Genomic DNA, 12286 nt, shown 5'->3' with positions numbered 1-12286 from the left:
GTTCGGTCGCCTCCGCCATCAGCGGCACACCTGCACGCTGTGGTGGCGCCAAGGAGAATGACCCCGCCCCTTGAGATCCCCGACTGTCGCTCACAGTCCGCGGTGGGGGACGGTGAGCGCCGTGACGGCCAGGCACCCACGGGTGATCCACCGCCCCTCGAAGTGACCGAGTTCTTGGCCGGCCACCAGCGGCTCGGAGCCGAGTAGCTGGGCATGGAAGCTGCCCTGGGCTGCTGCTCCGGGGTCTTGGCGGAAGGTGATGCCGAACCCTTATTCGCGAATGATCGTCGGATTGCAGCTCGCCACCCACATGCGCACCGATCTCCCACTTGACGTCCTGGAAATGGCATTTGTGGCGGCGCGGGATCAGGAATGGATACGGCCTGATTCACCACAGCGACAGAGGCTCGCAATACGTGTCCATCCGCTACGGCGAGCGCCTGATCGAGGCCGGCGCGACCGCGTCCGTCGGTTCCGTCGCCGACAGCTACGACAACGCCATGGCCGAGGCCCTCAACGGCTCCTTCAAAGCCGAACCGATCGAACACCACGGCCCCTGGCGAGACGCTGACCAGGTCGAACGTGCAGTCGTCCAGTGGGTCGGGTGGTACAACACCGAACGCCTTTACTCAGCCCTTACCTCCCACCCCACACGAAGAATCCGAGGCCCGACACCACCGATCCCAGGCGACCACCAACACCGCTTGAAACCAGATAAACCGGCCGCTACGAAACTCAGGGCAGCTCATCTTTGGGTGCGCAGGCCCTCGACGCCCTCGGCCTGACAGCGGCGGTACCAGATGTAGTACGCCTGCCGGGAGATCCCGAAGTGCCGGCAGGACATCGCGACGTTCCCGGTGACTTCCTCGACATGGCGTATGACAGCGAGGCGCCGCTTGGCCTCCCGGTCAAACGGCTTGGCTGGGCTCGAGTTCGACATCGTGATCTCCGTAGTAATCGGAGGCCCAGGTTTGAACCGTGATCCTCCGTTTTCGACTCAATCGTTTCGACCTGCACGTCCAGTTCGACCCGCCGAGCCGTGATCAATTCCCGAAGGTCCGGTTCGGCATCCTCGGCCACGTTGATGCACCTCTCGCCCGAATCGTGCGGGCATTCTTGCGCTGCGGTGACCGCCCGCGATCGATACGAGTACGAGATCGCCGACTCGCGTCAGCCTCAGTGAACAGCGGAAACGAAGTTGGTTGTACATTGAACGCCTTCTGCGGTCAGGCCTCTTGACGCGCAACTACCAAGTGCGTCACGATCATGTTTCAGCAAGGGCAGTGCGAGGGGAACCTCACGATATCGGTCATTCAACGGTCATGTGCGCCCTCAATTCCGCGTGCATCAGCCGGTTGGTGAGCGGGCGACCCGGGCGGATCGGCGGGACGCAATGTGATTACTCCGTACCGCCCCTGAGGTCGTAGGCAGCTGATGCGGGGAGGAGAACAACGATGGATGAAGAGACCTTCTACGAAGAGGGCAAGAAGTATCTGCGTGAGATTCTGGGCGAGAGTGACCTGGAACTCGGCTCGGATACCGAACTTCTGGAGTCCGGCTTGCTCGACTCATTGTCGGTCCTGGAATTCTTCTTCTTCATAGAGGAAGTCAGGGGCGCGCCGATCGATCCGGAGGAAGCCAGTCCGCAGTCGGTCTCCACGCTGCGCAACGCTTACAAGTTGGTGCAGTTGACATGACGCTCAGCGTTGGGCAGGTGCACGCGGGTTGGGCCTGGCAGCGGGAGATCTGCAAGAAGGCCGGTTCGGTCGGCTATGTAGGGATGATCACCGGGCTGATGGACCAGCTCGGTCGCGACCCCCGGCTCACCGAGTTGCTCACCTCGGAGACGCAGGACCCCATCCAGTCCGCCCAATGCCTCAGGCTGCTGGGCGCGGTCAACCGGGTCGCCCTGGCGGAGAACGCCTCCTGGATCACCGACTACTACCCGGTTTTCGGCGGGCAGTGCGATGTCGATCGACTCGTTCCGGCCTTTCTGACCTTCCTTCAGGACCGGCTGCCGGCGGTGCGGCGGGAGCTGTCCGCCAGTGTGCAGACCAATGAGGTGGGACGAGCGGCTCCGCTGTCCGCCGCGATCAATTACGTGGCCGAGGCGACAGGAATGCCGGTCCGGCTCCTTGAGGTCGGTGCCAGCGCCGGTCTCAATCTCCTCCAGGACCAGTTCTTCGTCGCCGCAGGCGAACGGAGCTGGGGGCCCGAGAGCTCGGCCTTGCAGCTGACCGGGCAGTTCAAGGAAGGCGATCCGCCGACCGGAACCCCAGAGGTCGTCGAACGCAGAGGCTGCGACCTCAACCCGATCGACGCGCGCGACTCGAGGTGCATGGACCTCTTGAGATCGTTCGTGTGGCCTGAGCACGTCGAGCGCATGACCCGGCTCAACGCGGCGCTTGAGATCGCGCGGTCCGCTCCCGCTGTCCCGATCGATGCGGACGACGCCTGCTCATGGGCCTCCGAGCAACTCGCCACCTGCCCGGCAGGCCAGGTCACCGTGCTCTACCACTCCTTGGTCCTCACGTACTTCGATGACGCCGAACGTGCCAAGTTCGCGGACATCGTCCGCGCCCACGGCGCCAGTGCCACCGCCGACCGGCCGCTGGCCTGGATCTCCATGGAGCCGAGCGAGGGCGACTCGGCCGTGGTCGAGGTCAAGTGCGAGCTGTGGCCTGAGGGGCGGCGCCTCCTCCTCGCCCGGTGCACGCCGCACGGCGGGGAGGTGCGGTGGACCCCGGAGGAGATCCCGGCATGAGTGCGGACACCCTGCTTGGGATCTACGAGCATCAGGCAGCGAGCACGCCGGACGCTGAGGCGCTCGTCTACGCCCGCGTTCCCTATGAAGGGACCACGCTGACCTGGCGTGAGCTGCTGGAGCGTAGCCGGGAGCTCGCATCGAAGCTGCGGGAGGCCGGACTCGGCCCGGCAGGCCGCTGCGGCGTGGTCATGATCGACCACCCGGACGTGCTTCCCGGTGTGCTCGCCGTCTGGCAGGTCGGCGGCGTGCCGGTCCTCCTGGACAGCCAATGGGGGCGCACCGTCACTCACTCGGTGCTGCGGTTGAGTGCCGTTGAGACGATTTTTGACGCGGTCCGTGGCACCTGTGAAAGGGCTCCGGCCGCCGACACGGATTCTCCCCCGTTGCCGGTGGACACCGCGCTGCTCAGCTACACCTCGGGCTCCACCAGCGATCCGAGGGGAGTGGTGCTGTCACACAGTCAGCTGCTCCATGCATATCGGGCCGGCGGTGCCGCGCTGACCGAGCTCCTGGGGCAAGGACGGCGCCGGTTCGGCGTCACCATGCGACTGTCAGGTCTTGGCATCCTCGGTATGAACTACCTGTGGCCCGCTGTCATGGGACTGCCCGTCACGGTCCTTCCTGAGCTCTCCGTCGCCACAGCCAAAGACTATTGGGCGAGGCTCAGACAGCACGATGTCGACGTCACCTATCTGGTTCCGCCGCTCGTCGATCTCCTCACCAAAATGTCGGTGGATCCTGAAGCCGAACACGGGCACACCATCGCCTGCCTGTCGGGTGGCGCAGCCCTCTTCGAGCAGTCGCAGCGGGCCATTCAGGAGAAATGCCAGGCCGTACTCCTGAATGTCTACGGCCTCACCGAGGTCTCCTTTGCAGCATTTTTCGGAGATGTCGGACCTGACGGGCGGGGGACACACTCCATCGGCCGGCCCGCGACCGTGACAGCGAGGCTGCGGGCAGCGGACGGCAGTATCGTCGACGGCCAAGGAGAAGGCGAACTCGAACTGCAGGGGGCAGCGGTAAGCCACGGCTATTACGCAAACGACAGCGCGAACAAGGAATTGTTCCGGGAGGGCTGGGTCAGGTCCGGCGACCTTGCCCGCAGAGACGCAAGCGGCTGCTACTCGATCATTGGCCGGTACAAGGACGTGGTGCTCAGAGGGGCATTCACTATCTATCTGCACGAGATCGAAGAGGTGGCCAACGGGCATCCCGAGGTACTGGAATCGGCGGCAATCCGACTTCAGCTGCCCGCCGGTGAAGATGTGGGTCTTCTCGTGCGAGTGGCACCGGGGCAGGATGCAGAAACCGGGACCGCAGACCTGCGTAAGCACCTCGCTCTGGAGTTGGGGAACCAGCGGGCACCACGCCGCATCATCAAAACGACGGAACCACTTCCTCGACTGGCACAGCACAAGATCGACCGTCGCGCTGCCCAAGCGCGATGGAATGCGCTGAACTCGACTGACGCCAAGGAGTGAACATGACCGCAACAGAATTCGACCTGGACTGGGCGAAGTTCCGACGCAATGGATTCCTCGAACTCGGACCTCGCCTGTGTGAAAGTGACCGGCTGGCCGTGCTCGAGCACTTCGACAAGCTGGATGCCGCGGACCGAATTCCTCCGGGCTATCAGGCGCAGTACGACGAGGAGGAGGGAGAAGCGCGCAGGCTGCGCAAACTGCGTCGGCTCCTGTGGAACGACAAGAAGCTCTACGCGCCGATTCTCCAGCGGATGGGGGCGGTCGACCTGGCGGAGAAGCTCATTGGTCCGAGTGCCGTGGCGATCCTCCATGCGGCATTCCTGAAGCCGGCCCGTATCGGCACCCACGTCGCTCCTCACCAGGATCAGGCTCTGTGGGAGCGCCACCTCCCCGGCGTGTTCAACATGTGGGTCGCTCTGACCGACGTGTCGCCTGCCAACGGAGGTCTGCACGGCTTTCCGGGCTCGCATGTCCATGGCGTGATCGAACACCGCGAGGACCCCGAGCACCCGTGGCACGAGACCCTGAGCTACAAGGTGCCCGAACTCGGCAAGCGGCACGACTTCGTGCTCAAGCCGGGCGATGCCGCGATGTGGGAAGCCACTTTTGTGCACGGGAGCGAACCGAACACTTCTGACGAGGACCGCCGTGGCATGGTCGTGGTCTTCGCGGACAGCGCCGCGGCGAATTTCCAGGAGCGTGACGTCATGACGCTGGAGCAGATACGTTCCTTCGCCGGGGCTGGAGCCAAGTCGGACTCAGCGTGACCAACGACGGGGTCCAGGTCGAAGAGCGGAACGCCAAGCCAACACTCTGGGTTCCGGGGTTCCGACTCTTCTTCACGGCCCGGGCCACGTCGCTGTTGGGGGACGCGGCGCTCCCGGTCGCGATCACTGCCGCCATGCTGCAGGCCGGCTACGGCATCTCGGGTGTGGGATACGGGCTGGCCGCGCAGTTGGCGCCGTTCGCGGGATTCATGATCTTCGGCGGGGTGCTGTCGGACCGGCTCGGCGCACGGCGACTGATGATCTTCGCGGACTTCGTGCGCCTGGCCGTGCAACTCATCTTGGCCGCCCTGTTGTTGACCGGAAAACCGCACCTCTGGGTGATCCTCGCCCTGCTGGCCATGCTCGGCACCGCCGGTGCACTGTTCCAGCCGGGCGTGGCCAGCGTGACTCCCAGGCTCGCGTCCGACGTGCAGCGAGCCAACGCCACCCTGCGCATAGCGGAGTCATCCACCGTCGTCTTCGGCCCGGCTGTCGCGGGCGGGCTGCTCGCACTGATGCAGCCCGCCGCTGTGATGGCCTTCGACGCCCTGACGTTCGGCGCCAGCGGCTGCTGTCTGCTGCTGTTGCGCCTGGCGCCACTGCCCGAGACCGACGGGCCGAAGGGATCACTGCGCAGCGATCTCGTCGTGGGCTGGCGTGAGTTCGTGGCGCGGCGGTGGCTGTGGCAAGTCGTAGCGGTCTGGACGTTGTTCCAACTGGGTTCCTGGGGGCCGACCCTGACCCTCACCAACGGCATCCTGGTCGATCGACTCGGCGCTTCGACCTTTGGGTTGGTCATGTCCGCCATGGGACTCGGCAGCGTCCTGGGCGGAGTGATCGCGATCAAACTGCGTCCGACGCGACCGCTTCGTGCGGCCACCATCGCCATGCTCGGCTACGTGCTGATCCCGCTGAGTTCGACATTCGACCTGTCGGCTCCGATGCTCGGCGCCTTCTATTGCGTTGGCGGGGCGAGCATGGCGTTCTGGGGCGTCATGTTCCACACCAGCGTACAGACGCACATACCGGTCCAGTTCCTTGGTCGAGTGCACGCCTATGACGCGGCGGGCTCGCTGATGATGAAGCCGGTGGGGCAGGCGCTGGCCGGCCCTGTGGCCGGAGTCGTAGGTGCTGTTCAGCTACTCCATTTCGCGACCGGCACAGGCATCGTGGTTTGTCTTGTTCTTCTGCTGCTGCCTGCGGTCCGTAATCTCTCCGGAACGAGTGTGGGGGACACATATGCGCATTGACATCGCCAGCAGGGCTTCCCACGGAGCCGCGTGGAATGAGGACTTTGCCGCTGCGGCGTTGCCGGCCGTGGGGCGCGGTGGCGTAGCCATCGTGCTCGACGGCGTCAGCGCGCCTGTCGCCCCTGGAACGGGGTGCTCACACGGCACGCCGTGGTTCACCACTTCGGTCGGGGGCAGCCTGCTGGAGCTCGCGGCCAGGATGGACCGGCCCTTCGCCCAGTGTCTGGCCGATGCGATCGCCAGGACGACCGACCAGCACTTCGGAGTATGCGATCTCGGGCATCCGCGCACTCCACAGGCGACGCTGGCGGCGGTCCGCTGGGACATGGACCATCTCGAGTACCTGGTTCTCGGTGACAGCGAGGCGATGGTCGAGACCACGGCGGCAGCTGCGGCGGAGGTGCACTTCCTCCGTGACACGCGCGTAGAGGCCGTCAGGGAACGAGAGGACATGCGGCGCTGGCGGGCTCGGCTCGATGCCCTTCCCATCGGATCCGAGGAGTGGGAGCGCACCACCAAGGAATACCAGAAGTTTGGTGACGCCTTCCGCAATTCAAAAGAGGGCTTCTTCACGGTGGCCGCCGATCCGAGTGTGGCCGCGGAGGCAGTCAGCGGACGCTTCTCGATGGCGGAGCTCGCCGGTGTCGCGCTGCTAACGGACGGCGTGACGCAAATTACCGACATATTCGGCCACAGTGACCGCCGCGAAATCTACCGATCGCTCAAGGCGACCAGTTGCCAAGAGGTGATCGACAAGACCAGGGCGCTGGAGCTGGCCGATGAAGCAGCTACCGAGTTTCCCCGCAGGAAGGCCTCGGATGACGCTACTGCCGTCCTGATCGAGTTCTCTGAGTAACCGTCGTTTCGCTGAGAAGCCGTCGTACTGCAGGAAGTTGGATGAGATATGAACGACGACAACGAACTACTGGAACTCAATCCGTCCCAGCTGCGAAACCACCGCAATTGGTCCGATGCCGAGCTGCCAGAGCGAGTTCAGACGCTCGTCGTGTCGCCGATTGAGCGCACTTCCCTGGACGCCGCAACGCAGGCACTGAGCGAACTGATCAGTGCACACGAGGGACTCCGCAGCCGCTTGTGCCACGACGACCACGGAATCCCGCGGCAGCGGGTGATATCGGCACGTGAGGCACTCGCCACGATCCAGGACAGCATCGAGACGAGGCCCTACGACCCCGACGAGAACCTCTGGACCACGGTTCTGGTTCAGCCACGGGAGTCGTCGGTCAAAGCGGTGTTCTACGTCACGGGGGATCACGTATCCGCGATCAAGCTGAGCCTTTCGCATGTCTTCGTCGATGCGCTCGGCAAGCAGGCGGTGGCCGCCCACCTCGCCGAGTTGCTGCGGAAGAGCGGCAACGCCGCGCACAGCATCACACCGCAGGCGAGCACCTATGCGCAGGGCATCGAGCACCCGGATGTTCAAGAGAGCACCGCGTACTGGAAATCAGTGCTCGCGACCGCGCCGCGGTCTTGCACATACGGTGCGGGAGAGCGGCCGGAGACCGAGCAGGCTCAGGTGTGTCAGGTGCCGCTGGACCGGGGTACGGCGGACCGGCTGGTGGCGACCTACCGTAAGTTGCGCGTGTCTCCGCAGACGGCGTGGGTGGCCGCGCTGAGCACGGTGGTCGGCCTGTTGTCGGGCCAGCATCGGCACACGTTCAAGACCACTCACGGGAATCGTGCGCTGCCGGCGGAATTCCGGGCGGTTGCGCAGATCGCACAACCCTTCTTCTCTGTCGTGGACGGTGACCTTGAGGACACCCTCCGCACGCGACTGGAGAAGTCGGGCAAGGCGCTCGACGCGGGCACCGGAAACACCATGTACGACGCGAACGCGCTGCTGGACTGGATCAATTCCGAGGAGCGCTCAAGTGGCGCGGTGTTCCAGCCCGCCTTCGAAGTGAACTACGTGCCGACGATCCGCCGCGCACACGCATCGTTCCTCTACGGACCGGCCCCGGAGCGGCTGCGGAACGTGGCGATGCGTTACGACCCGGCTGCGGGCAAGCCGGATCTCGCCCTCACCATTCGCCACTTGCCGGATCCGCTCCTCCTGCTCACCGTGCGCGGACCGCTGTGCGCGGAGCGGGACGCCCGGAAGATCCTGGACCACGGACTCACCTTCTTGGAGGCGCTGGGCGAGAATCCCGACCTGCCCATCGCGGAGCTGGGGATCCCGGAACTCGGCGCGCGGAGCTCGCTGCTGTACGGGCACCGAAGCGAGGTCGCCATCGATCCGGAGATGACCAGGCGGTTGCTGCTTTCCGTACGTGGCGTCACAGGTTGCGAACTGACTCCCCGGCACACAGAAGACGGCTCGTTGGTGCTGCACGCGCGGCTGTCGGTGCGCGGCGTGCCGGACGAGAAGGAACTGCGGGCCCAGTTGCGCCGAGCGCAGCCGTGGTATGCGGGTGCCGTTGTTCCTGACGTACTTGTCATCGAGCCCCAGGGCGAGGGCGCCGGAGAATCTGAGGAGGGCGCGTGAGACGGCGGGTTCTGATCACCGGCGGCTGCGGGTACGTCGGATCTGCCCTGGTGAGCAGGCTGGTGCGAGACGGCGGATATCACGTGACCGTTCTCGACAATGGACTGATTGAGGGCTGGCGCATGGAGGGAGGCCCCGTTGACTACATCGAAGGCGATGTGCGTGATATCGATGATTGGTCGGCGGTGCTGAAGAACGTGGACTGCGTGGTTCATCTGGCAGCAGTCGTAGGCGATCCGGCAGGCAGCATCAACACCGAGTTGACCTGGGAGGTCAACTACCTTGCCACCGTGCGGCTGGCCACGGAGTGCCGTAAGGCAGGGGTGGCCCGCTTCGTCTTCGCCTCTACCTGCAGTAATTACGGCGTCGTCGACGATGTGGCGGACATCGACTCACCTCTGCAACCGCAGTCGGTGTACGCGGAATCCAAGGTCCGCGCCGAACACCATCTCCTGGTGAGTCAGGATGTCGGATTCACGCCTGTTATTGTGCGCCTCGCCACGCTGTATGGGTTGGCGCCCCGTATGAGATTTGACCTTGCGGTGAACGTGATGACGGCGCACGCGGTCCGTAACAGCAAGGTCGAAGTCCATGGTGGAAAACAATGGCGGCCATTCCTCCACGTCAACGACGCCGCGAAGGCGCTGCAACTGGCAATGGAAGCAGGCGCCACACCCTCCGTGCCGCAGGTGTACAACTGCGGCTCCGATGCGGACTGCTACCAACTCGGTGACATAGGCCGGCAGATCGCGGCCGAGGTGCCAGGATCTGAAGTCGTCACGTTGGATTCCGTCACCGACGTACGTGATTACCGGGTCAGCTTCGAGCGCATGGAGAAGAACCTGGGGTTTCGTCCGGACATGAAGGTCGTTGATGGCATCAGGGAGATAAGGGACTCGCTCATCGCCGGTGAGTTCACCGATTACACCCATGAGCGTCACAGCGACTATCTGTCCATGTCCGCATCCGTCCAGCGCGGTGATCCGGCTGGACGGTGCCGGTCCGGCCAGGGGCATTCGGACGTCACCACTGATTGCCGCGCAGGAAGTGGTGTATGACCGAGATACACAGTGCACCGACAGCAGTAGCGGGGGACTGGCTGGAAGCGGACCTGTCCGCTGACCCTGAACAGTGGCGTCTCCCGGTTCCGCAGGAAGTCGCATACGAACTGCTCATGTTGGCCCGCGATTTCCTTGACGGGGCAGCGGAGAAGAGCCCCGACGCATCGCCTCCCCCGGTCGGGCCGGCAACGCGTTCCCTGGTCGGGCAGGTACAGCGGCGTCTGGCCGGTTTCCCCGGCTTCGTCCAGCTCACCGGGTTCCCGGTGGACGGCGAGTCCGAACTGGTGGAAGCGGCGTACTGGCTGTTCGGCAGGTTGATCGGTACGCCCGTTTCGCAGACACGTGCAGGAAATTTCATCGCCCGGGTCGAGGACCGAGGGGCGAAGATCGCAGTTCCTACCCAGCGTGGCCACCACAGTTCCAGCGCCCTCCCGTTTCACGCTGATCGTACGGACGTCGTCGGACTGCTGTGCATCCGCGCCGCCGCCGAGGGTGGACACAGCCAACTCGTTTCGAGCAAAGCCCTCCACAACCTCATATTGCGCGAACGTCCCGAGCTGCTGGCGGTGTTGTACCAGACGTTCCCGCACGACCAGCGAGGCGAGGCGCCTCCTGGTCGTCCCGACTGGTGTGACCTTCCTGTGTTCAGCCAGTTCGCAGGGGATTTCTCAGCCCGCTATGTGCGGCGCTTCGTCGAGGGTTCCCAGCGTCATGCGCAGGCACCGCGGCTGACCGCCGAGCAGGTCGCCGCCATGGATCTCATGGACGAGCTGCTCCACCGGCCGGGAGTGGCGCTGCAGATGGAACTGCGGCCGGGCGACATTCAATGCATCAACAACTTCCACATCCTGCACGCCAGGAGCGCCTTCCGTGATGCCGCAGGTCCTGACGAGGGCAGGTTGCTTCTGCGGCTGTGGCTCTCCTTCGCGGACAGTCCTGCCCTGCCGCCCGCATACGCCGACATGTACGGCAGTACCACCGGCGGCGCGTACCGGGGCGGGGTGTGTGCGGCAGGTGCTGGTCTGACTCGGGCAACGAAGAGGGGCGACCATGAATGACCGGGCGGTGCGCATCGTCGACGCCACGCTGCGGGAAGGAATGCAGGCTGCCAACGGCGCCTTCACCACAGAGCAGAGCGTGGAAGTGGCTCGATCTCTCATAGCGTGCGGCGTCGACATGGTGGAATGCGGGCACCCCGCGATCGGCCACCAAGAGCAGCTTCGGGTGGCAGCCGTAGTGGAAGCCAGCGGTGCGGTGCCTGTTCTCGCACACGCCAGGGCGAACAACAACGACGTCGATGCGGTGGCCAAGACCGGTGCCGACTGGGTGGGCATTTTCCTCGGGGTGAACGAGATTTCACTCAACAGCAGGCTCCCCGGCTACAGCAGAGACGACGTGCACCGCAAGATCGACGAATCCATCGGATGCGCACGGCAATTGGGCCTGAAAGTGCGGTTCACCGTCGAGGACAGCAGTCGTACCGACTTCGACCTACTGGTGGCGACGTACACCAGAGCGGTCAAAGCGGGCGCTGACCGGATCTGTATCGCCGACACCGTAGGGGTGCTGGAACCGGGGGCCATGGGCGAACTCGTGCGGAGGCTGGTGTCGAGCGGCCTCGACGCCGAGATCGAGGTGCATCTGCACGACGACAGAGGTCTCGCCCTCGCCAACGCACTCGCAGCCATCGACGCCGGCGCCACCTGGGTTTCCACCTCGGTGAACGGGCTCGGAGAGCGCTCCGGAATCGTTGATCTGGGCGCGCTGCTCGCCAACCTGCACCACAGGGGCAGCCGCACGTGTGCGGACGGTCAGCGGCTGCGCGACCTCAGCCGTCGCGTCGGCGCCTACTCCCGGTCGGCGCCGGACGACCGACGGCCCGTCATGGGCAAGAACGCATTCCGCCATGTGTCCAAACTCCATCTCATGGCGGTGGAACGCGATCCCTCCTCCTACGAGTGGATTGCTCCTGAGCTGTTCGGAGCCGAACGGTTCATCGGCGGTGACGGACTGCCGAGGACCGCGGCCGAGTGGATCGTCAAGCCGCCGATCGTGTCCGCGACGGAACTGCGTCACCACCGCGCAGGACCCGGCGACCGATTCGTCCTGGTGGACGACAGGTTCGTGGCCGGCGCCGGCCAGTACTGCATCGCCCGCCGCATCCCCGAACTCGACAACTACGGTGCCGGGCACGTCGATGGCCATGTGCACCACTGCGACAGCCTGTTCGTCTTCCTCGGTACCCAGGAGGAGTACCAGGGTCTCGAAGTGGACGTGCACCTGGGCGAGGAGTCGTTCCGGGTGCTCAGCCCGGCCGCGGTGTTCATCCCCTCGGGGGTGCGGCACAGCTACCAAGTGGTCGCCGGTTCCGGCACCTACCTCAACCACGTCCTGGCCGGCGACTACAACAGCAGTCTCCTCGATCCGCCGGTCTCCGGCAGCGGGGACTGA

The 12286-nt window shown here is 64.9% G+C and carries 12 protein-coding genes; 11 read left to right on the top strand and 1 reads right to left on the bottom strand.

Translation table 11 applies throughout. The features are described 5' to 3' along the window. The first annotated feature begins 416 nt into the window (after nucleotides 1-416). Nucleotides 417-785: an integrase core domain-containing protein gene (locus ACFZAX_RS01170; protein ID WP_390957837.1), complete on the top strand. Its 369-nt coding sequence runs from the start codon at nucleotides 417-419 to the stop codon at nucleotides 783-785. Here ACFZAX_RS01170 and ACFZAX_RS01165 read toward each other — a convergent pair. Next, nucleotides 746-940, bottom strand: a complete 195-nt coding sequence (locus tag ACFZAX_RS01165; protein ID WP_390957835.1) for a helix-turn-helix domain-containing protein — start codon at nucleotides 938-940, stop codon at nucleotides 746-748. The two genes, ACFZAX_RS01170 and ACFZAX_RS01165, sit on opposite strands and share 40 nt — an antisense overlap. Nucleotides 941-1454: 514 nt before the next feature. Between ACFZAX_RS01165 and ACFZAX_RS01160 the strand changes: the two genes are divergently transcribed. Genes ACFZAX_RS01160 through ACFZAX_RS01115 form a run of 10 tightly spaced genes read left to right on the top strand, consistent with a single transcriptional unit; the run spans nucleotide 1455 to nucleotide 12286 of the window. Then, nucleotides 1455-1697 carry a phosphopantetheine-binding protein gene (locus tag ACFZAX_RS01160; RefSeq protein ID WP_390957834.1) on the top strand — a complete coding sequence of 81 codons (243 nt, stop codon included), beginning with the start codon at nucleotides 1455-1457 and terminating at the stop codon, nucleotides 1695-1697. After that, a complete protein-coding gene (locus ACFZAX_RS01155) occupies nucleotides 1694-2764 on the top strand; it encodes a DUF2332 family protein (protein ID WP_390957832.1) in 1071 nt (356 codons plus the stop codon). Before ACFZAX_RS01160 ends, ACFZAX_RS01155 begins: the two co-directional genes overlap by 4 nt. Further along, the gene (locus tag ACFZAX_RS01150) at nucleotides 2761-4248 is read left to right on the top strand and encodes an AMP-binding protein (protein WP_390957830.1); all 1488 of its coding nucleotides are present in this window, start codon (nucleotides 2761-2763) and stop codon (nucleotides 4246-4248) included. Before ACFZAX_RS01155 ends, ACFZAX_RS01150 begins: the two co-directional genes overlap by 4 nt. A 2-nt stretch (nucleotides 4249-4250) precedes the next feature. Next, nucleotides 4251-5018, top strand: a complete 768-nt coding sequence (locus ACFZAX_RS01145; RefSeq protein WP_390957828.1) for a phytanoyl-CoA dioxygenase family protein — start codon at nucleotides 4251-4253, stop codon at nucleotides 5016-5018. Beyond that, on the top strand, nucleotides 5015-6268 hold the full coding sequence (locus tag ACFZAX_RS01140; RefSeq protein ID WP_390957826.1) for an MFS transporter: 1254 nt from the start codon (nucleotides 5015-5017) through the stop codon (nucleotides 6266-6268). The genes ACFZAX_RS01145 and ACFZAX_RS01140 overlap by 4 nt, the downstream gene beginning before the upstream one ends. After that, complete coding sequence (locus ACFZAX_RS01135; protein WP_390957824.1) at nucleotides 6258-7124, top strand: hypothetical protein; 867 nt, start codon at nucleotides 6258-6260, stop codon at nucleotides 7122-7124. Before ACFZAX_RS01140 ends, ACFZAX_RS01135 begins: the two co-directional genes overlap by 11 nt. Nucleotides 7125-7172: 48 nt before the next feature. Beyond that, on the top strand, nucleotides 7173-8774 hold the full coding sequence (locus tag ACFZAX_RS01130; protein ID WP_390957822.1) for a hypothetical protein: 1602 nt from the start codon (nucleotides 7173-7175) through the stop codon (nucleotides 8772-8774). Further along, a complete protein-coding gene (locus ACFZAX_RS01125; RefSeq protein ID WP_390957820.1) occupies nucleotides 8771-9832 on the top strand; it encodes an NAD-dependent epimerase/dehydratase family protein in 1062 nt (353 codons plus the stop codon). Before ACFZAX_RS01130 ends, ACFZAX_RS01125 begins: the two co-directional genes overlap by 4 nt. Continuing rightward, entirely contained in the window at nucleotides 9829-10893 is a 1065-nt protein-coding gene (locus ACFZAX_RS01120) for a TauD/TfdA family dioxygenase (protein ID WP_390957819.1), read from the top strand. Before ACFZAX_RS01125 ends, ACFZAX_RS01120 begins: the two co-directional genes overlap by 4 nt. 7 nt (nucleotides 10894-10900) lie before the next feature. Continuing rightward, the gene (locus tag ACFZAX_RS01115) at nucleotides 10901-12286 is read left to right on the top strand and encodes a hypothetical protein (RefSeq protein WP_390957817.1); all 1386 of its coding nucleotides are present in this window, start codon (nucleotides 10901-10903) and stop codon (nucleotides 12284-12286) included.

This window comes from Streptomyces sp. NPDC008125, assembly GCF_042957125.1.
GTDB lineage: Bacteria > Actinomycetota > Actinomycetes > Streptomycetales > Streptomycetaceae > Streptomyces.
This window is presented reverse-complemented; position numbering and strand designations above follow the sequence as displayed.

What these genes read in the sequence shown, in the direction of transcription:
- ACFZAX_RS01165 (WP_390957835.1), bottom strand. Translation starts at nt 940, where the DNA reads ATGTCGAACTCGAGCCCAGCCAAGCCGTTTGACCGGGAGGCCAAGCGG.
- ACFZAX_RS01160 (WP_390957834.1), top strand. Translation starts at nt 1,455, where the DNA reads ATGGATGAAGAGACCTTCTACGAAGAGGGCAAGAAGTATCTGCGTGAG.
- ACFZAX_RS01155 (WP_390957832.1), top strand. Translation starts at nt 1,694, where the DNA reads ATGACGCTCAGCGTTGGGCAGGTGCACGCGGGTTGGGCCTGGCAGCGG.
- ACFZAX_RS01150 (WP_390957830.1), top strand. Translation starts at nt 2,761, where the DNA reads ATGAGTGCGGACACCCTGCTTGGGATCTACGAGCATCAGGCAGCGAGC.
- ACFZAX_RS01145 (WP_390957828.1), top strand. Translation starts at nt 4,251, where the DNA reads ATGACCGCAACAGAATTCGACCTGGACTGGGCGAAGTTCCGACGCAAT.
- ACFZAX_RS01135 (WP_390957824.1), top strand. Translation starts at nt 6,258, where the DNA reads ATGCGCATTGACATCGCCAGCAGGGCTTCCCACGGAGCCGCGTGGAAT.
- ACFZAX_RS01130 (WP_390957822.1), top strand. Translation starts at nt 7,173, where the DNA reads ATGAACGACGACAACGAACTACTGGAACTCAATCCGTCCCAGCTGCGA.
- ACFZAX_RS01120 (WP_390957819.1), top strand. Translation starts at nt 9,829, where the DNA reads ATGACCGAGATACACAGTGCACCGACAGCAGTAGCGGGGGACTGGCTG.